Origin of the sequence: Zhouia amylolytica (assembly GCF_900116365.1) — a bacterium.
GTDB lineage: Bacteria > Bacteroidota > Bacteroidia > Flavobacteriales > Flavobacteriaceae > Zhouia > Zhouia amylolytica.
The window spans coordinates 172752-194687 of the sequence record NZ_FPAG01000008.1 but is presented as its reverse complement, the minus strand read 5'-3'; the positions used below and the strand labels follow the sequence as shown (position 1 = coordinate 194687).

The window sequence follows — 21936 nt, the reverse complement described above, 5'->3', positions numbered from 1 at the left end:
TTACTTTTATTTCTAAAGGAATTGTATTTTATTTGCAAAAAAAATGAGCCATGAATACACTATTACGAGACTTAAAAATTTCAATTAATGAAGGTATTTATCTCAAAGATCCTCAAAGTACAGATCTTGGAAGACGAATTATTCAACATTCAATAGAATTAATAGATGAAATCGGATTTGAAGATTTCACCTTCAGGAAGCTGGGGAACAGAATTAAGTCTAATGAAAGTTCTTTATATCGCTACTTTGAAAATAAACATAAACTCTTGGTATACCTCACCTCATGGTACTGGGGATGGAAAGAATATCAACTTGTATTTACAACAAATAGCATATCCGACCCCAAAAATAAGTTAATTAAGGCCATTGAAGTACTTAGTGAAGTTGTTAAGGAAGACGACAAATTTGAACACATAAACGAGGTAAGTTTAAATAATATCATTATTAATGATTCCGCTAAATCATTCCTGACAAAAAACGTAGACAAAGAAAATAAAGAAGGGTATTTCCAAACCTATAAAAGACTGGTGAACAGATTAAGAGAAATGATTTTAGAAGTAAATCCTAAGTACCCTTATCCTAGTTCATTGGCCAGTAATATAATTGATGGATCAATTCATCAACACTTTATCATCACCCATTTTAAATCCCTTCATGAATACGAGGAGTATAAAAAACCATCTGACTTTTTTGTTGACATGGTTGATAAAATTTTAAATTAATGGAAGAAAATAATTCTCAAAAACTAAATACCTGGAAACGACTTACTGGTTTATTAAAACTGGATAAAAAAGATTTCCTGCAAATTCTATACTATGCGATCCTGGCGGGGTTACTTAGTCTCTCTGTTCCCCTGGGAATTCAGGCGATTGTTAATCTGATACAAGGCGCCAGAATTTCAACCTCGTGGATTGTCTTAATACTGTTGGTAACACTCGGTGTTTCCTTTGTTGGAATATTCCAGTTGATGCAGGTTCGAATTTTGGAAAATATTCAACAAAAAATATTTACCAGAGCGTCTTTTGAGTTTTCATATCGTTTTCCAAAAATCAAAATGGAACAGCTCAAAAATTTCTATCCGCCAGAACTGGCAAACAGATTTTTTGATGTACTTACTATTCAAAAAGCATTACCAAAGATTATATTGGATTTTCCTGCAGCCCTGGTACAAATAATTTTCGGACTGATTTTACTGTCGTTGTATCATCCACTCTTTATAGTTTACGGTTTCCTAATGGTGTTTCTTATCTATGTGGTATTTCGATTAACAGCTAAAAAAGGACTGGCAACGAGCATTGTAGAAAGTAAGTACAAATATAAGGTCGCTCACTGGTTTCAGGAGATTGCCAGAACATTGGTGAGCTTTAAAATTTCCGGTAATACCAATCATGCGATAAATAGAAATGATGAACTTGTCTGTCATTACCTTGACGCCAGAGAAAGTCATTTTAGAATCATACGGATTCAATTTATCTTAATGATAGGATTCAAGGTATTGGTCACCGCAGGATTGCTAATTATTGGTGGAATTCTGGTGCTGAATCAACAAATGAACATCGGCCAATTTGTGGCGGCAGAAATTATAATTCTCTTAATTATTAGCTCTGTTGAAAAAATGATCACAGGTCTGGAATCATTTTATGACATACTAACCTCGTTAGAGAAACTTGGTCAGGTGGTTGACAAAGAACTCGAAAGTCAGGAAGGTGAGGCTCCGTTTGCCATAAATCAACCTATATCTATTCAACTTCATAATGTAGCTTTCAAAGGCTTTAATAATAAAACGATCCTGGAAAATATTAATCTAAAAATAAACCCTAATGACAAAATACTTATTCAAGGTAAAAATGGCTCTGGAAAGTCCACGTTATTAAAACTAATAGCTGGTCTTATAGAACCCTCAAGAGGAGATATATACCTGAATGATATATCTAAACATAGTATTAATCTCAACCATTACAGGGCTCGTTTGGGTCAATCCCTTAGTGAGGAAACACCTTTTGAAGGTACCCTCTATGACAATCTGACCTTTGGAAATAAAGACATTACTACAGAAGAAATACATTGGGCAATTAAAAACATGAGGTTACTTGATTTTGTAAGGAAATTGCCTGATGGGTTAAACACTGTACTTTATCCTGAAGGTTTGGGCATTCCTTATTCTGTATCAAAAAAGATAGTATTGGCCCGAAGTATCCTTAGAAAACCTGCTGTACTTATTTTGGACGATCCACTAGATCAAATGGATTTTGAAGAAGAAAAAGGAATTATTGAGTTTTTATTTAGTAAAGAGCACAATTGGTCAATCATCGTAACTAGTAGAGACCCGATTTGGGAAAAATACTGCAATCAGGTTTTCGAACTTGATAATGGAATATTAAACAAAACATCTGGAAGTCATGTTGAATATAACGCATAATGCTTTAAATGAAAAGGTCGACCTTCGAAACTTCAAAGCTGGTAAAAAGGTTTTGAAAGATCGAAAGTACAAACCATTTAACAGGTTTGTGATCATACTTAGCATCCTGGCTATTATGATCCTTTTCATACCTTGGACACAAACCGTCTCAGGAGCCGGATACGTTACGACATTAAAACCAAATCAACGTCCACAAACCATTCAATCACCAATCCCTGGAAGAATTGAAGAATGGTTTGTAAGTGAAGGTGATTTTGTAAAAAAAGGAGATACCATCTTATTCATATCCGAAGTAAAACAGGAATACTTTGATCCAAACCTAATAAATCGGACAGAGCAACAATTAGATGCAAAAAAACAATCTGTAGGATCCTATGAACAAAAAATAAAATCGTTAAGGTCTCAGGTGAATGCTTTGGTTACCGAGAAAAATTTGAAGCTAAAACAAGCTAAAAATAAAATTGAGCAAACAAGGCTAAAGTTGGTTAGTGACAGTATCGACCTCGAAGCTGCCAAAACCAATTTGTCCATTGCCGAAAGTCAATACAATCGTACAGAACAACTTCAAAAAGAAGGGTTGAAATCCGTTGCAAGTGTTGAAGAGAAAAAACTTAAGCTTCAGGAGACTCAGGCTAAATTAATTTCACAAAAAAACAAACTTCTGGCAAGCCGCAATGATTTGATTAATGCAGAACTCGATATCAGCAGAATTTCAGCTGCCTACAACGACAAAATAAGTAAGGCTGAAAGCGATCGTGCAACAGCCGAAACAGACCGATTTCAAACCATTGCAGATGTTAGTAAATTAGAAACCTCCTATGCTAATTATCAAAAAAGGAATGATCTGTACTATGTAAGAGCCCCACAGTCTGGTTATATCAATAAAGTTCTTCAAAGTGGAATTGGGGAAACATTCAAAGAAGGAGAAAAATTAGTGAGCATTATGCCCGCTGATTATGATATAGCAGTGGAAACTTATATCAGCCCAATCGATTTACCACTCCTTCATTTAGGAGAGAAGGTGAGAGTTCGTTTTGATGGATGGCCGGCAATAGTATTTAGTGGTTGGCCAAATATATCTTATGGAACCTATGGAGCTAAAATTGTTGCAATAGAAAATTATATTAGTGAAAATGGTAAATACCGTGTTTTACTCGCTCCTGATGAAGAAGAACAGGAATGGCCTCAACAAATGCGTATCGGAGCCGGAGCCAGCACCATTGCGTTATTAGAAAATGTGCCTATCTGGTATGAATTATGGCGTAAATTAAATGGCTTTCCTCCAAATTATTATACCCCAAAAAGTTCACAATCTGAAAGCAAAAAAGGTTAATGAAAAAACTATTATTGATAATATCTGTACTTTGTTTCTTCCCATGGCCTGTAATGGCACAGACCAAGGATACGCTATACTTGGGTTTTGAGGAATACCTACAATTAGTTAAAGCTTACCACCCCATCGTAAAGCAGGCAAAACTTATAGACGAAACTGCAAAGGCTAAACTTCGTAAAGCCAGAGGCTCCTTCGACCCAAAAATAGAGGGAAGCCTGGCTAAAAAACAATATAAAGATCAAAAGTATTACGAACTTCTTAACACCAGTTTTAAAATCCCAACCTGGTTTGGTGTTGAGCTTAAAGCAAGCTATGATAAAAATTCTGGTGCGTATTTAAATCCTCAAAACACCCTGCCGGACGACGGTATGATAACCGCTGGAATCGCCATCCCAATAGGCCAGGACCTTTTGATTAATGAAAGAACAACAACCCTTAAACAAGCTAAACTATATCAGGAACAAGCTAAATTCGATCAGGATATAGCTATTAATGAAATCCTTTTTAATGCAGCTATAACGTATTTTAATTGGCTACAAACTTATACTGAGGTAAAAATATTTAAGAGTTTTACTAAGAATGCCGAAGTAAGATTAAAAGGTGTTGTTCAGAGCTACAATGCAGGTGATAAACCTGCCATAGATACCGTAGAAGCAGGTATTAGTCATCAAAAACGTTTACTTGAGCTGGAGCAGGCCAATTTAAATTTGAAAAAGGCTTCCCTAAAGTTGTCTGGTTTTTTATGGGCTGAAGAGAATACACCTATTGAGCTCAAGGAGAACATCTACCCAACAAAAGTATCACATGATCAATTAGAGGAGGTCCTTGAAACCAATCAGGTTTTACAATCAGAAAACATTGAAAATCATCCCAAAATTAAATCTCTTGGGTTGAAGATTGAATCCCTGGAATATGAAAGACGATTAAAACTAAATAAATTATTACCGGATATAGATCTTCAGTATAATTTTTTAAACGGAAGTAATCAGTGGGATTATTTTATAAATGATAATTACAAGATAGGCGTTCAGGTTAGTGTTCCCCTTTTTTTAAGAAAAGAACGAGGAGAATTAGAGCTTGCAAAACTGAAAAAAGCAAATGCTAAGTTCGATTTGATCAACACGGAAATTATTCTGGAAAACAAAATTAAGAGCATATTGATTGAAATCAATACGCTCAAAAAGCAAATAGAGCAAATGCAGCTCCTAGTAAAAAGCCATCAAACAATGGTGAACGCAGAAAATCGCAAATTTGAATTAGGCGGTAGTAGCTTGTTCCTGATAAACACGAGAGAGAACAACCTAATAGAAGCCAATATGAAACAGATTCAACTAAACAATAAATTATTAAAACTTCAAGCTGAATTATTCAGAGTGTGGGCTATCATACCTCAATTTACAGAAGGCTGAAGACCCCATTGAATATTCTCAAATATCTTGATTACAAAACACAATTAGTGTAGCAGCTTCAACATACCCTTCAGCAAGTAATTGATCGTTTAAATCACACCCTTTTTGATGATGTTAATGTTTGGAACTATACTTAAATTTATATATTAAGCAGGGACTATACTATTTTTGAAAAGCATTACACTTTTATAATATAAAAACAGCACCTGGAACCTAGAAGTTTACACTTCTTGCGTCACAATATTTTCCAACCCCCTCATACCAAAAACACACAACACACTTAAAATCAGCTAACTATATGATTTAAATCATAGTTATAAGAAATTGAAGGTTGTAATTTTAAACAGCATTAAACTTATAAATAATAGATTATGAAACGTGTTTTATTACCAACCGACTTCTCAGAAAGTGCCTGGAATGCGATTCATTATGGTTTGAAACTTTTAAAAGATGAAGAATGCCATTTCTGTTTACTAAACACTTTTGACGTTTTATATGCTTCAAATTTGGTTAGCGCCAACCAGGTGAGCCCTGCCTTTGATACAGCCATGAGCGTAAGTCAGGCTTCATTAAAAGAGACTTTACACAAATTAGAACTTTTAGAGAATCCTAACCACAGTTTCGAAATAATATCCAGAAACAATTTCTTTTTAGATGCTGTTAAAGATGTGGTGGAAGAAAAAAACATCGAATTGATCATTATGGGAACTAAAGGATCCCGAAATAATAAAGGAGTAGGATTTGGAAGCAATGCCGTATTAGTGATTGAAAAAGTAACAAAATGCCCGGTATTAGTAATTCCAAAAAAGTCTAAATTTTATGGATTCAAAGAAGTTATTTTACCATCCTCCTATGAAGAAGCCTATACTGACGATTCGTTAAAACCAATCAAAGATATAATTACAAGATATCAATCGAATATCAGAATTCTGCATATTCGGGAAAAAGACGAATTATCAGAAGAACAAAAAGCTAACAAATTTGCACTGGAAGATCAATTAGAAGGTTTGCATTATACATTCCATGCTTTATCTAATATTGATCCAGCCATGGGAATTAAATGCTTTACTGAGAGCATGCAAGGTGATTTAGTGGCACTAATAAGTAAAGAACATAGTTTTTGGTCAAGATTTAAAGAGTCTCTAACCATTAAGAGTGTTAATTATCATCCAAAAGCTCCACTATTGGTAATACACCAGGCATCATAAATTTTCATAAAAAAGCAGGGGCTTTAAAAACCCCTGCTCCACAGGAAATGTAAATTCATTTTTTTCTCGGTGTAAGGTCAACTCAGTAGTCGACAGTACGCTTTTCCATTTCAAAAATGCATTTACTCTCCTGAAAGAATCATTTATTTAATCACAACTTAAAACCAAATCAAATATAATATCAAAACGAAGTTTCAACTATGACAATTATCAATAACAAAGCATTTTTTTAAAATAATTTCCTAATGGTAAATGCATCCTCAATTTTTACGAAGCTGGCTTTATTTTATCAAACTTTTTAAAATTCAATTATGCATGCTGTTAACCAAAAAAATATTCAAATTCCGGTAAATGGTATTAGTCTCCCAGGAATCCTGACTCTGGTTAGCAACCCAAAAGGGATTATTATATTTTCACACGGAAGTGGTAGCAGCAGGCTAAGTCCACGAAATACTTTTGTTGCCAATGAATTGAACAATAACGGATTTGCTACCCTGCTATTTGATTTGCTAACCGTTGAGGAAGATGCCATATACGAAAATAGATTTAACATTGACTTGCTTACTGATAGGTTGGTTATCATCACCAGGTGGATACAGCATCAAGAAGAAACTTCTAAACTACCCATTGGGTATTTTGGAGCAAGTACAGGCGCTGCTTCAGCTTTAAAAGCCACCGCCTTATTAGGTACCGATATTCGTGCTGTGGTCTCTCGGGGAGGTAGACCGGATTTAGTTTTGGACGCTGAACTTAATAATGTAAGATCACCTGTATTATTAATTATTGGCAGTCTGGATCACACGGTAATCAACTTAAATCAAAAAGCTTTCCGTGCAATCAATGGAATTAAGAAAATAGAAATCATTCCCGGAGCAAATCACCTATTCGAAGCCCCGGGAAAATTAAAGGAAGTAACCAAACATGCCACTTATTGGTTTACTAATTATGTACCTAAAGAATAGTTGTTATGTTTAAAAACAGAATTGAAGCCGCAACAATGCTCGCAGAAAAATTACTGTCATATAAAGAGCGGCCGGATACTATCATCTTAGCCATTCCTAGAGGTGGAATACCCGTAGGAGCAACCATTGCAAAAATCTTACAACTACCAATGGATATTGTATTAACTAAAAAAATAGGACATCCATACAACCCGGAATTTGCAATTGGAGCCTTAAGTTTAGAAAGTGTTGTATTAGGTAAAGATGCCGAAAATGTATCCAAGAATTATATTGATAATCAAATAATTCATTTACGCGAGAATTTGCAAAAAAGATACGACACGTATTATCAAGGCTTAAAACGAAAAACATTAACCAATAAAACTGTTATTTTAACAGATGATGGAATCGCTACCGGAAATACCATTATAGCTACAATTAACCTGATTGCAAAAGAACGCCCTTCCAAAATAATAATAGCAGTACCTGTGTCCTCTATTTCCGCTTTCAATAAAATCAAGAATACACCTCATGTAGATCAAATGATCGCCTTAGAGCAGCCCGCTGACTTTTATGCAGTAGGTCAATATTACAAAGATTTCAGTCCGGTTAAAGACAGTGAAGCCATCAAACTTTTCAAAGAATTTTCAAATTAGTTATAACAAACACCCTATGGAATGACATCCCTCATTTTAATCACAAATCATTGAAAGTAAATTAGTTACTGACAAAATTCATTTAAAAACAATAATAATGAGCCTCAACATAAAAATGTTCAAAGACATATTGTTAAGCGATATAGCAAGTGTAGGTGGTAAAAATGCATCATTAGGTGAACTTTACAATGAGTTATCGGAAGAAGGAGTGAATGTACCAAATGGCTTTGCGACTACAGCAGCGGCCTATTGGAATTTTTTAAGCGAAAATAAAATAAACAAAAAACTTGAAATTACTCTAAAAGAACTTGATAGAATAAATTACTCCAACCTATCCGAAATTGGTGCTAAGGCTCGTCAACTTATTTTAAATGGTCAGTTTTCAAATCAATTTAAAAACGATATCATCAAAGCGTATCATGATATTACCGATAATAAGCAAGCTATTGAAATGGCCGTTCGAAGTAGTGCAACGGCAGAAGACTTACCCAATGCCAGTTTTGCCGGACAACACGATAGTTTTCTGAATATGAAGGGGAATGACCAATTATTAATTACCGTAAAAAAATGTTTTGCCTCCCTATATACGAATAGAGCTATTAAATACCGTGAAGATAATGGATTTAAACACGAGGATGTAGCCCTCTCTGTTGGAGTTCAAATAATGGTTCGTTCTGATAAAGGTTGTTCGGGAGTAGGTTTTACCTTAGATCCTGAATCTGGATTTGATAAGGTGGTATTACTTTCAGGTGTTTGGGGCCTGGGTGAAAATATGGTACAGGGAACGGTAAACCCAGACGAATTTATAATACATAAACCTACACTACTAAAGGGTTTCTCAGGTATTATTCAAAAAAAACTGGGACTAAAAGAAAAAACCATGATCTATGCAACCTCCCAAGATCAGGCTTCCACTATTAACATAGATACTCCCATTCAAAAACAAAGTGAATTTATATTGTCAGATGAAGAAATAAGACAACTGGCTCATTGGAGTATCTTAATTGAACATCATTACCAAAAACCCATGGATATCGAATGGGCGAAAGATGGAAATAATAATGAATTATACATCATTCAAGCCCGCCCGGAAACGATTCATAAAAGTCAACAAAAAACGACCTATACCAGCTATAAATTAAAAGAAAAAGGAAAAATGCTGGTCAAAGGGAATGCCATTGGACGAAAGATTGTCCATGGAAAAGTTAGATTGCTGTCTTCCCCGGCTGAAGGATACAAACTACAAACAGGAGACGTTATCGTTACTGATGCAATTACACCAGATTGGGATCCCTTATTAAAGAAAGTAAATGCCATAATCACCAATAAAGGCGGACGAACAAGCCATGCTGCTATTGTAGCGCGTGAATTAGATGTGCCGGCTATAGTAGGATGCATAAATGCCACAGAGGTTGTAACAGATAATCAGGAAATTACAGTCTCATGTGCCTCTGGACATACCGGATATATTTACCCGGGCATTATACCTTTTGAAGAATCTCATCTTGATTTCTCAACCATTGATAAACCTAAAACAGAAGCGAAACTAATTCTCTCAGACCCCGATAAAGCCTTTGAGTTATCATTCTATCCAAACGATGGGGTAGGCCTGTTAAGAATGGAGTTCATAATTACCCACCTCATCAAGGTTCATCCCATGGCATTAATTGCATTTGAAATTATAAAAGATGAAGCTGCAAAACAACAGATCAAAACTATGACAAGCAGCTATAATTCTAAACGAGAATATTTTATCGATAAACTTTCTAAGGGAATTGCAACAATTGCTGCTGCCTTTTACCCAAAAGAAGTGATAGTACGCTTAAGTGATTTCAAAACAAATGAATACGCAAATCTTATCGGAGGAAAGCAATTTGAACCCTCTGAAGAAAATCCTATGCTGGGTTTTCGTGGAGCCTCTCGCTACTATAGTGACGCTTATAAAGAGGGATTTAAACTCGAATGTCAAGCCATTAAAAGAGTTCGTGATGATATGGGGTTTACTAATTTGAAGGTTATGGTCCCCTTTTGCAGAACTCTTAGTGAAGGTAAAAGGGTCATTGAAATCATGAAAGAGAATGGCCTTGAACAAGGACAGAACCAATTAGAAATCTATTGTATGCTTGAAATTCCTGGCAATGTAATCCTGGCCGAAGAGTATGCCGCCATTTTTGATGGTTTTTCAATTGGCTCCAATGACCTTACCCAATTAACCCTAGGAGTAGATAGAGATTCAGCTCTGATATCCGATCTCTTTAATGAAAATGATCCTGCAGCCAAAAAAATGATTGCTATGGCCATTGCAAAAGCGAGAAAATCTCATACTACAATAGGCTTATGTGGACAAGCTCCAAGTGATTATCCTGATTTTGCCAGGTTTTTGGTCCAATCTGGTATTAATAGTATATCCTTTAATCCCGATGCATTGATACAAGGAATTCAGAACATTAACAAAGCCGAGGCGATTACACTTAACAAAGAATAACTTAGCATATGAAAGCAATGATCCTAAAGGAACTCACCTCCCTGGAAGAAAACCAAAACCCCCTGGAACTGGTCGATATACCAATCCCGGTTCCAAAACCCAATGAGCTGCTCATTAAGGTTTCATTTTGCGGGGTATGCCACACGGAGTTAGATGAAATTGAAGGACGAACCCCTCCTCCCCGATTACCCATAATACCCGGACATCAGGCAATTGGTGTGGTTGAAAAAATTGGACGCGATTGCTCCAAGTTCAAGGTCGGTGATCGTGTAGGTGTAGCATGGATCTATAACGCTTGTGGTACATGTTGGTACTGTTTAAGTGGACAAGAAAATCTATGTGATCACTTTCAGGCTACAGGAAGAGATGTTAATGGTGGCTATGCTGAGTATATGACTGCCAATGAAAAACATACCTACAGTATTCCATCCAATTTAACTGCCCCTGATGCCGCTCCATTATTATGTGCTGGAGCGATAGGCTATCGATCTTTATTACTAAGTGGTGTAAAAAACAATCAAATTTTAGGACTTACAGGATTTGGTGCCTCCGGACATTTGGTAATGAAATTAGTAAAACACCTTTATCCACAAACAAAAGTTTATGTTTTTGCACGTAATGAATCTCAGAGAAACTTTGCAAGATCAATGGGAGCAGAATGGTGTGGCGATATCACAGAAAAGGCCCCCGAAAAAGCCAATGCTATCATCGATACGACCCCGGTGTGGAAACCTGTGATCGAAGGCCTTGATAACCTTCAAAAGGGAGGGCGTTTCATTATTAATGCTATCCGTAAGCAAAATACAGATAAAGAATATTTACTCAAACTTTCTTATAAAAAACACATGTGGATGGAAAAAGAAATTAAAACTGTTGCTAACATTACAGGTAAAAATGTAGACGACTTTTTAAAAATAGCAAGTATTGCAGCCATTAAACCTACCAATGATATCTATCCCCTAGAGCAGGCAAACGTAGCACTCCTTAAAATTTATAAAGGAGCGTCAAAAGGTTCAAAAGTCCTGCAAATCAACCCATAGAAGTTACTTTTATTTGGTTCCTACTGAGCAAGCCACCCTCCGTCTACTGCCATGGCATGACCTGTTATGAAAGATGCAGCATCAGAACAGAGAAAACAAACGGCTTCCGCAACCTCCTCCGGAAGGCCCATTCTTCCAACAGGTTCCAAATTTTCAAACTTCTCCTCCTCCTCTTTTATTTTTCCGGTTACACGATCTATCATTGGGGTTTTAATTACGCCTGGACAAACTGCATTCACTCGAATACCTTCTCTTGCATATTCTAAAGCAGCAGTCTTTGTCAAACCTATAATTCCATGCTTGGAAACAACATAAGCAGGCATTCCCATAAAACCCATCATTCCAGCAACCGAAGATGTATTCACTATCGAGCCTTTCTTTTGTTTCAACATAAATGGAATTTCATACTTCATACATAACCAGATCCCCGTCAAATTTATATTCAAAACCTTATTCCAGTTTATAACGGTGCAATCAGCAGTCTTAGCTTGTTCTCCCTCGACACCAGCATTATTGAAGGCAAAGTCCAATTGCCCGTAAACCTCAGCTACCCTGCCGATCATAGCTTTTACTGCATTTTCATCAGCTACATCACATTCAATAAAAATAGCTTCTCCTCCCAACTTTTTAATAGAATTCAAAGTTTCATCATCCTTTACACAATCCACAAGAACCACCTGAGCTCCTTTTTGTGCAAAAGCCACCGCAGTGGCCTTTCCTATACCAAAACTGCTTCCTGTAATTAAAGCCACTTTATTTTTAAAAAGGAGTTCCATTATCATTTTATAAAAGACCAATTTAATCCGACTAACCAAAAATTAAAATGACTAAAAAAAGGCTCTGGAATGATTTAAGTCACCTCAACAAAAACTACAATACCGTAATTTTATTAAGCTGAATTACAGATAAATAAACGTATAAAATAATTATTCCCATGAAACGAGTTTTATTACCAACTGATTTTTCAGATGGCGCATGGAATGCCATTCAGTATGCCGTAATGTTATTGCAGCATAAGAAATGTACATTTTATATTCTCAATGTTTTTTCAGTCCCCTTTACAACAGCCAACATGATGGCTCCAGAACCCGGAAACCCGTCATACGATGAAGCCTCAAAGAAATCCAATGAGAAATTAAAAATCATATTAAAAAAATTGAAGTCCAAAGAAAATCCCAGACATCATTTCATCCTGGAGTCAAAAAATAATTTCCTTATAGATGCCATAAACAACATCGTAGAACAAAATGCTATTGATTTGATTATTATGGGAACAAAAGGTGTAAAAAATATTAAAGGTACTTCATACGGCAGCAATGCCGTTGCTGTAATGGAAAAAACAATGAATTGTCCGGTAGTCGTTGTTCCTGAAAAAGCTAATTTTAAAGGGCTAAAAGAAGTTGTATTCCCAACATCATACGAATTTGCCAGTAAAAGTGGAGAAATAAAAACCTTTATTGATTTCATCAAAGACTATGAATCTACAATTAAGGTCTTACATATCAATGAAAATGAAGAATTATCCAACACTCAAATTGAAAACAAAAAACTACTCGAAGAAAAACTTAGTGGTTTGGAATATACAGTTCATGCCCTTACAAATATTGAGCCTGCATTAGGAGTAAGTTGTTTTGCTCAAAGTCGGGAAGCCGACCTTATAGCACTGGTAAACAGAAAACATAGCTTCTTTTATAGACTGATGGAAAAACAAACATTAAAAGGTATTAGTCATTACAGTAATATACCTCTTCTGATAATGCATCATTCATAATTAATTTCATCTGTTTAAAATTAAACATAAGAAGCTCGAAAGGCATTTAACTTCAAATCAATTTCCTTTGCTCACAAGTATACCCTCTTTTTCAAGGGCTTTTACCATGTTTTCAACATAGTCATTAACACTAGACCCTAGATCCTGAGGATCCACCATATCAAAATTTGCAACCCAGACTAGGGAAGATTCGCCTGAAAGTGGATTTAAATGAAACAAAGAAGATTCTATATGATAAACATTATATTTTTCATAATAACCCGGATTGTAATAAATATCCTGATAAACGAAATAATACCCTTTAAATCTCCTCCAATAATAATCCGTCTTGGCGTACCCTTCACTATAAGCTTGCCTTTCATCAACACCTCTTACCGCAGTTACCAGTATTGCATCAAACTCCTGATCTAATAAATTGTCAATTTCTTCTTGAATCTGTAACTCCGATTGCTTATTTTCTATAAACCTTTCCGGAAAAATTAAAGTACTTGTACTTGCTAAAATGCCCCTTAATCTGAACTCATTTGCCAGCTTATCTTCAAATATCATTTGTGCAGTTAAATTAGGGGTAACACCAATGATTAAAATTTTTTCGGGAATGTATTTCTGGTAAGATTCATTCCTCCAACTACCTGTCATTTTCACTGAAGAACAGTTAAGAAATAACAAAGTCAAACTAATCAATATTAGATCCTTATAATACCTGATAAGTTGCCGTATTTTAAAAGAGCTATTCATAATCCCCATGGTTAAATGAAGTGAATTCTTGAAATCTAAATTACAACCGACAAACTGATAATAAAATGACTAACATCACTTATTAAATAAAACTTCCTTCATCACTAGATCATAAAACATTAATCATTACTCAGACGATATAGATCATTCTTTTCAACTAGAAGGTTAGCTAATTTTGAAATGATACTTGAAAACTTTTTAAGTACCTAAAACCTGGAATCATGAAAAAATTATGGAGCTGGATGATCATTGCAATCGTTGGTTGTATGACCACAACATGGGCACAAGACATTGAACTATCTGAAGTGGTAGTAAGTGCTGTTAACTATAAATACCTTCAAAGTATTGGTTCTGAAGATGCGGCTATTCCAGTAAAATTACTGGAAGAAAAAGTAGCGCATTACGACCTTAAAGGTTCAGAATTATACAGTGATGAATACGACACCTACACCGTTTCATTTTACATCCCACAAGGTACCATTGTGGCTGTTTATGATAAAGATGGTAATATTATTAAAACCATTGAAAGGTTTAAAAATATTAACCTCCCTAAAGAGGTAAATCAGGCATTGTATAAAAGATTTCCCGGATGGACAGTAAAAGGAGATGTATACAGGGTGAGTTATCGACAGGGACAAGAGGTTTCTAAAAAAATATATTAATTGAAACTGGAAAATGGCGACCAACTCATTAAAGTGAAATCAGATGAGAAAGGTAATTTCATGTAATATAAACACAAAGGGTGTTTTTTTAAGAAGTCTCTTTTCCTAACCATTGAGGCGATACAAAAAATTTGAACACTTATTCAAATAATATCAAAAAACATCCTTTTCATATCATCCTTTCTTATGAAACCATATCGATATAATTCAAATTTCGACCACATCAACAAAATCGATCGAATTCGTTTCAACAACCTCACTTTTAGTAATTTAAATCAAGACAACATGAGATATATCATTTTCACCAATGATAAAAATCACTACTTTCCAGTTAATTAATTAAAGTGCCATTAAAAAACAAGTAGTGATGTGGAAAAGTGACGTATTTGCAGTTAATGGACAAAGTTCTCCATTGACTAAGGCCGTTAATTGGAACCTGGTTGAGGATATCGATGATATACTTCATTTTAAAAAAGGACAGTATATCTATTTCCAGGGCAGCTCTCCTCAGGGAATTTTCATAATAAAAAATGGAACTGTAAAAATTAGCAGAAATGCTTGTAATGGGAAAGAATTTGTAGTCAAAATAGCCTCAGATGGTCATATGTTCGGCCATATCAGTTTATTAAATCACAGTCGATATAATAATTCTGCAGTAGCACTAGAAGATACTACAGTCCTATTTATTCATAAAACTAATTTCTTAGAAACTATTAAAAAACAGGAAGGTCTGTTCGAACATTTTATACAACAGTTATGTTCCCATATTATCAAAATTGAACAAAAAGCGACCAACATGGCGTATAAACCTGTTAGAGGAAGGCTTGCACAACTATTATTATCACTAGATAATCAGTTAAACAATGATAGTACAGATGAAGAAATACCACATAGTTTATTTATGACCAGGGCAGACATGGCTGGATTAATCGGTACAGTCAAAGAAACGGTAAACAGAATCCTTTCGGAATTTCGACAAGAAGGTATCATAGACACCAATGGTACCAAGATTTATATCTTAAATGCCCAAAAACTTTTAGAAATTTCACATCTATATGATTAACAGATGTAGCTGACAAGAAAAAAATATTGTATAAGTCAGCCTTTAAGAATATTTCATGTTATTTTCATGAAGTCATGATTTCCAACAACTTCAAGGCTTTTTCATTTAGAGACATGCTCCTTCTCCCAACATCCTTTAAAGGTATAGTGATAATTTCTTGTCTTTGAAAACCAACCATTACATTTTTAGCACCCTTATTTAAAAAGGTTACAGCCATATTACCTAATTGAGTTGCCAGAATACGATCAAAGGCTGTAGGAGATCCACCGCGTTGTATATGACCTAGAATGGAAATTCTGATTTCCTTATTCCCTAAATAGTTCGTTATTTCCTCTGCCACCCTTCTTGCACCACCGGTTTCATCACCTTCAGCAACAATTAAGATTAATGAACTTCTCTTCTCATGCCAATTTCGTCTCAGATTATCTAGTAAATAAACATGATCCATATGAGTCTCTGGAATCAAAATTCCCTCGGCACCTGTCGCAAGACCAGTTCCATAGGCTATATATCCCGCGTCACGACCCATAACTTCTACAATAAAAATACGATTATGGGACTCTGCAGTATCACGTAGTTTATCCACTGCTGAAACAGCCGTATTTAAAGCCGTATCATAACCAATGGAATAATCGGTACCCGAAATATCATTATCTATTGTTTTGGGAATTCCAATAATGGAAATGTCATTGTACTCCTTTGAAAAAATGCTAGCTCCCTTCAACGACCCGTCACCTCCAATAACAATTAAATGATCTATGTCCTTTTGTTTTAGTTGCTCATATGCTAAAAGTCGACCTTCCTTAATCTTAAATTGTTCACTACGAGAAGTCTTTAAAATGGTCCCTCCTAAGTGTATGATGTCATTTACATCAGTAAGGTCAAGTTTCATAACTCGTCCGGTAATTAATCCCTCATAACCATCTCGAACTCCTAAAACGCTATAGTTATAATATATCGCAGTCCTTACAACAGCATTGATACAAGCATTTAAACCCGGAGCATCCCCGCCGGAAGTTAAAACAGCTATTTTTCGTTTTCTCTGCTCCATTTTTACCAAAGTCTCAAAAACAATTTGTCAGATACAAACAGTAAGCGGGAATTCGTAAATTCCCGCTTAACTTAAAATCTCACTTTTAAGTATGATTTTAAACTTCAAGCTACTGTTATTATGGCTTTATCATCCAACCATAGTGTTTTCAGAATCTAACTAAGAATCATAAGACTTATTCCAATAAGTGCAAAAACAACACCTAAGTTTCAAAAATCAATATAACACCTAGCCTGACTAAGAGTTAGTCAACCTTTTATCCCTAACTTGATACTATCAAAGATAGGTGTCAGAATAACATGAATACAATGACATTCATTATATACATTAGTGATTCTGATCATTCTAATACAGTGATTTTATAAATTTAATTTCGTAAAGATTACTTTGATGTTATTACGTCTCGCCAAACCACCATTTAGGCTTCGCAGATTTCTCCTTTAGATCATACTTCTTAATTGCAAACTTATCGATATGTCTTATTAAATCATCCACAGAATCAGTTACAAAAAGTAGCTCTCTGTCTTTTTTGCTGATACTCTCCTCCTCTTCCATACGGTGAATATGGTGGCATAGCTCTTTGTGATAATCAGAATCAAAAATAACCACAGGAAAATTTTCAATTATTTTCGTCTGTATGAGCGTAAGAGACTCGAAAAGTTCATCAAGAGTACCCATCCCTCCGGGCATTACCACAAAGGCATATGAATATTTGACCAAAATAACTTTACGAACAAAAAAGTAAGGGATATTAATCCATTTATGTAAATATGGGTTAGGAATTTGCTCTAACGGTAACTTAATATTACACCCTACAGATTTTCCTCCGGCCAGATAAGCCCCTTTGTTCGCTGCCTCCATGATCCCCGGGCCACCTCCGGTCATTACTGTAAAACCCATTTTAGCCAAAGCTGCTCCAATGTGCTCAGCATTCTTGTAATGCTCAGAATCTTTATTAAATCTTGCAGAACCAAATATGGTCACACAAGGCCCAACAAAATGCATCGCCCGGAAAGCTCTTATAAAATGATATTGTACCCGGAAAGAAAACAACAACTCCCTCAATCGGGATAAAGGACCTCTAACAAATAATGATTCGCTGGATACAAGGGTTTTCTTCGGTATGGTATTCATTTTATTCATATCAGCGCGAATTAAATGATTTCAACAACTAAGTTATTTATAATCAACCTGATTCTCAATGACATTTATCCATGCTTTTTATTTCATTCAATTTTGGGGATCCCGGCAAGAAATCTTCAACAATAAGAAGTGAAGTACCGATAATCAAAGTAGTACATAAATCATTTAATTTTCAACCCTCATCTAAAATTTAACCGATGGCCTATAGACAATGAATGATTCGTCTAAAATAAGGTGATTTTTGATCAAAATATGTTAATGAGGTAGGTCTTCCTTCTTAGTCTTTACAAGAAAGCTTAATTTGTGTGCCAACAAATATTATTAATAATTAATCCATATGAAAAAGATAGTAAGTAGAGCTATTGTTGTCTTGCTCCTTTGGCCCCTTTTGGGTATAGGACAAGAAGTGGTTAAAAACAATCAGCAAGATTTTGATCCCATTATGTATAGGCAAGGATCGGCATATAGAGCGGCATCCGGAGAGCCGGGACCTGAATATTGGCAAAATGAAGCCGATTATAAAATCGATGTTTCCTTAAATGATGTAACACATACAATTTCTGGAGAAATAAAACTAACCTACACAAATAATAGTCCCCAAGACTTAGATTACATTTGGCTATACCTATCCCAAAATCGATTCAAGAAAGAATCCAGAGGAACGCTTACAACTCCTATACAAGGAAACAGGTATTCTGGTGATACCGATAAAGGCTATACGTTCTCAGACCTTAAGGCAAAAATAGGACGAAGTGAAGCCCTCAATTCCTACATAATTACAGACACCAGAATGCAGGTCACATTAGACAAACCAATACCTGCAAATGGAGGGGTTGCAACTATTAGCATGAATTTCTCCTATGAAATTCCGGAATCTGGAATGGATAGAATGGGACAACAAAAAACTAAAAACGGAATTATCTATTCCCTGGCGCAGTGGTATCCGAGGGTTGCTGTTTATGACGATGTTAAAGGATGGAATACCGAACCTTACTTAGGGGCTGGAGAATTCTATTGCGAATATGGCGATTTCGATTATAAAATTACTGTGCCTTACAATCATATCGTGGCTGGGTCAGGTAAGTTACTCAACGAAAAAGAAGTAATGACCAAAACGCAAATAAACAGAATGCGCCAAGCAGAAAAAAGCCAGAAATCAGTTTATATAATTACACCTGAAGAAGTAACCGACTATGCAAATACACGTCCTAAACAAAAAGGAACAATTACATGGCATTTTGCAATGGAAAACACCAGAGATGTAGCTTTTGCTTCTTCAAAAGCATTTGTCTGGGATGCCGCAAAAATTGAGCTTGCCAGTGAGAACAAATGTGTCGCACAATCTGTGTATCCAATTGAAGTTTCTGGTAATGATGCCTGGGGACGCTCAACAGAATACACCAAAGCCGCCATAGAACACTATTCTAACAAGTGGTTTGAATACCCATATACCAATGCCGTTAATGTTGCTTCGAATGTTGGGGGAATGGAATATCCCGGACTCAGCTTTTGTAAAGTAACAGCAAAAACTAATGGCCTTTGGGGAGTTACCAATCACGAGTTCGGACATAACTGGTTTCCAATGATCGTAGGATCAAACGAAAGACTATACCCATGGATGGATGAAGGATTCAACAGCTTTATCAATACCTATGCCCACTTAGAGTTTAACAACGGAGAGTATAAAGGCAATGCCAGAAAACCAAGAGCCAACTTAACTTATTTTTCTAAAAAAACGAGAGAAGGTATTAATACGTACCCTGACATTGTGGATACCCGAAATTTAGGAAATACGGCATACTACAAACCTGCTTTAGGACTCTATATGTTAAGAGAATATATTTTAGGTCCGGAACGTTTTGACTATGCATTCAGAACCTACATTAAAAACTGGGCTTATAAACATCCGCAACCTTCAGACTTTTTCAATGCCATGGAAAATGCTTCGGGTGAAAATTTAAATTGGTTTTGGAGAGGATGGTTCTATGGTAATGGGAATATTGACCTCGCCATAACAGGTGCCCATAAACAAAATGGAGGGTATATCATATCCTTAAGTAACCTTGGTGAAATACCAATGCCCGTACATATGAAAATCTTGTTTGAAGATGGAACCAATAAAACCCTGGTGATGCCGGTAGAAATTTGGCATCGAGGAGATACCTGGAATTATTTTTATAAAACAGATCACGAAATAAAAAGCATCCAGATAGATCCCGAAAGGCTTATACCTGATATCAATAGTGCTAACGATAGTTGGCCATCAAATTCTTCAGGAAATTAATAAATACATAAAAGAGGCTTCTAATAGAAGCCTCTTTTTGATTTTAACTTTAAATATCCCCTGCTTTCAATTCATATTATTACAGATATAATTCAGTTATTCATTAATTTTAACTTGTTCTGAAGAAGCCTTCAACGAATCGAGATTCTGAAAATCGGAATCATTCACCCAACTCCATACTAAACTTGAATCTCCCTCCATATAACGTGAATAAAAATGCACACCTCTTTTATCAGCATATTTATAAGAGTCAAACACATCTCCTTGCCCTGATACTCTCGGATCACTTTGTTGTTTCAATCGATCAAACAACTCCGCTTTAAGACGTTCCTTAGAAGAATTATAATCAGTGTTACTAACAAGATTTTCTATACAACCCGGATCTTTGGAGAGATCATAAAATTCCTCTTGGGGTCTTTTTCCGAATGACAACTTCCAATATTCCGTTAAACTTCCATCTTCAATTTGATTCAATATAACCGTTTTGGTAGCCCCCCCATCCACATTCAAATATCCGGTCTCAGGGTTCCCAGCTGGCCATCTGTCAGTTTTAAAATTATGAAGATATAGGAAGTTATCTTTTATGATTCCTCTAATTGGATAACCCTGATCATCGGGCCTACCTACATCATGCCTTTCCTTCCCTATCAACACAGTATTCCTGGTAGAGTCAATAATCCCTTCCTCTCTGGCATAAAAAATATCGCCAAGACTCTTGCCCGTTAATGGCTTCATACCTGTGTCATTCACATCTACTCCAGCAAGTTCAAGGAAGGTAGGCGCAAAATCAATAAAACTAACTACATCGTCAATTTGCCTTCCTTTATACTCGATACCTTCTTGCCACATGATAGCAAGTGGTAAATGGTTAGAATATTCATATTCTTGTCCTTTTACTCTGGGAAAAGGCATACCGTTATCAGACGTTACAACAATAATCGTATTACTTAATTCTCCAGCCGCTTCCAGCTTATCGATCATTTTACCTAATTGTTTATCAAAATATTCGATCTCATAAGCATAGTCCAGTAAGTCAGTTCTAATCGAATCGTTTTTAGGCCAAAATTCAAATATTTCCGAGTCTTCTATATCATTAAGTTTTTTATTTCCTTTTGCAATACCGGATCCATATTCATAAGACCTGTGAGGTTCCCAACCTCCATACCAAAAGAAAAAAGGTTCTTCTCCTTTTTCACTCAAAAATTCATTAAAGTTTTCGGCATAATCCGTAATACTTATACCAGAAGTAGGAGGCGATAGTACGTTCTCATTATAAGATTGAACTAACAGATCTCTTTTCGTACCATCCTCATTAAATGCACGTCCGGGAGCCCATCCTTTTCCAGTATAACCCACTTTATATCCATTTTCAGCTAAAACTTCCGTAAACACCTTAAACTTCGTCGGGAAATAAGCCCAATGATTTCCCGCTTCCTCCAGTTGCCATGAATTTCTCCCCGTCAAAATGTTCGCTCTTGAAGGACCGCATTTAGCATTGGGTGTATAAGCCCTGTTGAATAAGATCCCATTATTAGCCACTCTGTCAAAGTTAGGAGTATGAACCCAGGTACAACCATAGGCAGACATATGCTTGTAAGTAGCATCGTCCATGATTGCGAACAAAATATTAGGGGATTTAACTAATGGTTTTTTCGCTTGATTGCAACCAACAAAAACAAGAAGTAACGATAAAAAGAAAAATAACCTTCGAATTGAATTTAACATGATCTATT

General features: G+C 35.7%; 18 protein-coding genes. 13 read left to right on the top strand and 5 right to left on the bottom strand.

Annotated features, from left to right (window positions below; translation table 11 throughout):
* The first annotated feature begins 50 nt into the window (after positions 1-50).
* From BM361_RS14230 to BM361_RS14190, 9 genes are all read left to right on the top strand, one after another.
* Positions 51-722 carry a TetR/AcrR family transcriptional regulator gene (locus tag BM361_RS14230; RefSeq protein ID WP_074979713.1) on the top strand — a complete coding sequence of 224 codons (672 nt, stop codon included), beginning with the start codon at positions 51-53 and terminating at the stop codon, positions 720-722.
* Complete coding sequence (locus BM361_RS17265) at positions 722-2419, top strand: peptidase domain-containing ABC transporter (protein WP_074979711.1); 1698 nt, start codon at positions 722-724, stop codon at positions 2417-2419. The genes BM361_RS14230 and BM361_RS17265 overlap by 1 nt, the downstream gene beginning before the upstream one ends.
* Positions 2400-3752: an HlyD family secretion protein gene (locus BM361_RS14220; RefSeq protein WP_074979709.1), complete on the top strand. Its 1353-nt coding sequence runs from the start codon at positions 2400-2402 to the stop codon at positions 3750-3752. Before BM361_RS17265 ends, BM361_RS14220 begins: the two co-directional genes overlap by 20 nt.
* Positions 3752-5161, top strand: a complete 1410-nt coding sequence (locus BM361_RS14215; protein WP_074979707.1) for a TolC family protein — start codon at positions 3752-3754, stop codon at positions 5159-5161. Before BM361_RS14220 ends, BM361_RS14215 begins: the two co-directional genes overlap by 1 nt.
* 371 nt (positions 5162-5532) lie before the next feature.
* Positions 5533-6369, top strand: a complete 837-nt coding sequence (locus tag BM361_RS14210; protein WP_038261993.1) for a universal stress protein — start codon at positions 5533-5535, stop codon at positions 6367-6369.
* Between the two features lie 311 nt (positions 6370-6680).
* Positions 6681-7331, top strand: coding sequence for a dienelactone hydrolase family protein (locus BM361_RS14205; protein WP_074979704.1), 651 nt, complete (start codon positions 6681-6683; stop codon positions 7329-7331).
* 5 nt (positions 7332-7336) lie between these two features.
* On the top strand, positions 7337-7966 hold the full coding sequence (locus BM361_RS14200) for a phosphoribosyltransferase (protein WP_074979702.1): 630 nt from the start codon (positions 7337-7339) through the stop codon (positions 7964-7966).
* A gap of 97 nt (positions 7967-8063) precedes the next feature.
* Entirely contained in the window at positions 8064-10451 is a 2388-nt protein-coding gene (gene ppsA, locus BM361_RS14195; protein ID WP_074979700.1) for a phosphoenolpyruvate synthase, read from the top strand.
* A gap of 8 nt (positions 10452-10459) precedes the next feature.
* Entirely contained in the window at positions 10460-11491 is a 1032-nt protein-coding gene (locus BM361_RS14190) for a zinc-dependent alcohol dehydrogenase family protein (protein WP_074979698.1), read from the top strand.
* Between the two features lie 20 nt (positions 11492-11511).
* Here the strand turns inward: BM361_RS14190 and BM361_RS14185 are convergent, their stop codons facing one another.
* Complete coding sequence (locus BM361_RS14185) at positions 11512-12267, bottom strand: SDR family oxidoreductase (protein WP_074979827.1); 756 nt, start codon at positions 12265-12267, stop codon at positions 11512-11514.
* Positions 12268-12425: 158 nt separating this feature from the next.
* On the opposite strand from BM361_RS14185, the gene BM361_RS14180 reads away from it, so the two are divergent.
* The gene (locus BM361_RS14180; protein WP_074979696.1) at positions 12426-13262 is read left to right on the top strand and encodes a universal stress protein; all 837 of its coding nucleotides are present in this window, start codon (positions 12426-12428) and stop codon (positions 13260-13262) included.
* Positions 13263-13319: 57 nt separating this feature from the next.
* On the opposite strand, the gene BM361_RS14175 is transcribed toward BM361_RS14180, so the two are convergent.
* A complete protein-coding gene (locus BM361_RS14175) occupies positions 13320-14000 on the bottom strand; it encodes a hypothetical protein (protein WP_074979825.1) in 681 nt (226 codons plus the stop codon).
* 221 nt (positions 14001-14221) lie between these two features.
* Between BM361_RS14175 and BM361_RS14170 the strand changes: the two genes are divergently transcribed.
* Together BM361_RS14170 and BM361_RS14165 are read left to right on the top strand one after the other, a co-directional pair.
* Entirely contained in the window at positions 14222-14662 is a 441-nt protein-coding gene (locus BM361_RS14170) for a nicotinate-nucleotide adenylyltransferase (RefSeq protein ID WP_254785840.1), read from the top strand.
* A gap of 367 nt (positions 14663-15029) precedes the next feature.
* The gene (locus tag BM361_RS14165) at positions 15030-15725 is read left to right on the top strand and encodes a Crp/Fnr family transcriptional regulator (RefSeq protein ID WP_074979694.1); all 696 of its coding nucleotides are present in this window, start codon (positions 15030-15032) and stop codon (positions 15723-15725) included.
* A gap of 64 nt (positions 15726-15789) precedes the next feature.
* Here the strand turns inward: BM361_RS14165 and pfkA are convergent, their stop codons facing one another.
* Together pfkA and BM361_RS14155 are read right to left on the bottom strand one after the other, a co-directional pair.
* Entirely contained in the window at positions 15790-16776 is a 987-nt protein-coding gene (gene pfkA / locus BM361_RS14160; protein WP_074979691.1) for a 6-phosphofructokinase, read from the bottom strand.
* A 396-nt stretch (positions 16777-17172) separates the two neighbouring features.
* On the bottom strand, positions 17173-17919 hold the full coding sequence (locus BM361_RS14155; RefSeq protein WP_074979689.1) for an LOG family protein: 747 nt from the start codon (positions 17917-17919) through the stop codon (positions 17173-17175).
* A 337-nt stretch (positions 17920-18256) separates the two neighbouring features.
* Here BM361_RS14155 and BM361_RS14150 point away from each other — a divergent pair, with 337 nt between their 5' ends.
* A complete protein-coding gene (locus BM361_RS14150; RefSeq protein WP_074979687.1) occupies positions 18257-20203 on the top strand; it encodes a M1 family metallopeptidase in 1947 nt (648 codons plus the stop codon).
* 96 nt (positions 20204-20299) lie between these two features.
* On the opposite strand, the gene BM361_RS14145 is transcribed toward BM361_RS14150, so the two are convergent.
* Positions 20300-21928, bottom strand: coding sequence for a sulfatase family protein (locus BM361_RS14145; protein ID WP_074979686.1), 1629 nt, complete (start codon positions 21926-21928; stop codon positions 20300-20302).
* Between the last annotated feature and the right edge of the window lie 8 nt (positions 21929-21936).

Coding starts and splice junctions, on each gene's coding strand:
- BM361_RS14230 (WP_074979713.1), top strand. CDS start 51: ATGAATACACTATTACGAGACTTAAAAATTTCAATTAATGAAGGTATT.
- BM361_RS17265 (WP_074979711.1), top strand. CDS start 722: ATGGAAGAAAATAATTCTCAAAAACTAAATACCTGGAAACGACTTACT.
- BM361_RS14220 (WP_074979709.1), top strand. CDS start 2,400: ATGTTGAATATAACGCATAATGCTTTAAATGAAAAGGTCGACCTTCGA.
- BM361_RS14215 (WP_074979707.1), top strand. CDS start 3,752: ATGAAAAAACTATTATTGATAATATCTGTACTTTGTTTCTTCCCATGG.
- BM361_RS14210 (WP_038261993.1), top strand. CDS start 5,533: ATGAAACGTGTTTTATTACCAACCGACTTCTCAGAAAGTGCCTGGAAT.
- BM361_RS14205 (WP_074979704.1), top strand. CDS start 6,681: ATGCATGCTGTTAACCAAAAAAATATTCAAATTCCGGTAAATGGTATT.
- BM361_RS14200 (WP_074979702.1), top strand. CDS start 7,337: ATGTTTAAAAACAGAATTGAAGCCGCAACAATGCTCGCAGAAAAATTA.
- ppsA (WP_074979700.1), top strand. CDS start 8,064: ATGAGCCTCAACATAAAAATGTTCAAAGACATATTGTTAAGCGATATA.
- BM361_RS14190 (WP_074979698.1), top strand. CDS start 10,460: ATGAAAGCAATGATCCTAAAGGAACTCACCTCCCTGGAAGAAAACCAA.
- BM361_RS14185 (WP_074979827.1), bottom strand. CDS start 12,267: ATGGAACTCCTTTTTAAAAATAAAGTGGCTTTAATTACAGGAAGCAGT.
- BM361_RS14180 (WP_074979696.1), top strand. CDS start 12,426: ATGAAACGAGTTTTATTACCAACTGATTTTTCAGATGGCGCATGGAAT.
- BM361_RS14175 (WP_074979825.1), bottom strand. CDS start 14,000: ATGAATAGCTCTTTTAAAATACGGCAACTTATCAGGTATTATAAGGAT.
- BM361_RS14170 (WP_254785840.1), top strand. CDS start 14,222: ATGAAAAAATTATGGAGCTGGATGATCATTGCAATCGTTGGTTGTATG.
- BM361_RS14165 (WP_074979694.1), top strand. CDS start 15,030: ATGTGGAAAAGTGACGTATTTGCAGTTAATGGACAAAGTTCTCCATTG.
- pfkA (WP_074979691.1), bottom strand. CDS start 16,776: ATGGAGCAGAGAAAACGAAAAATAGCTGTTTTAACTTCCGGCGGGGAT.
- BM361_RS14155 (WP_074979689.1), bottom strand. CDS start 17,919: ATGAATAAAATGAATACCATACCGAAGAAAACCCTTGTATCCAGCGAA.
- BM361_RS14150 (WP_074979687.1), top strand. CDS start 18,257: ATGAAAAAGATAGTAAGTAGAGCTATTGTTGTCTTGCTCCTTTGGCCC.
- BM361_RS14145 (WP_074979686.1), bottom strand. CDS start 21,928: ATGTTAAATTCAATTCGAAGGTTATTTTTCTTTTTATCGTTACTTCTT.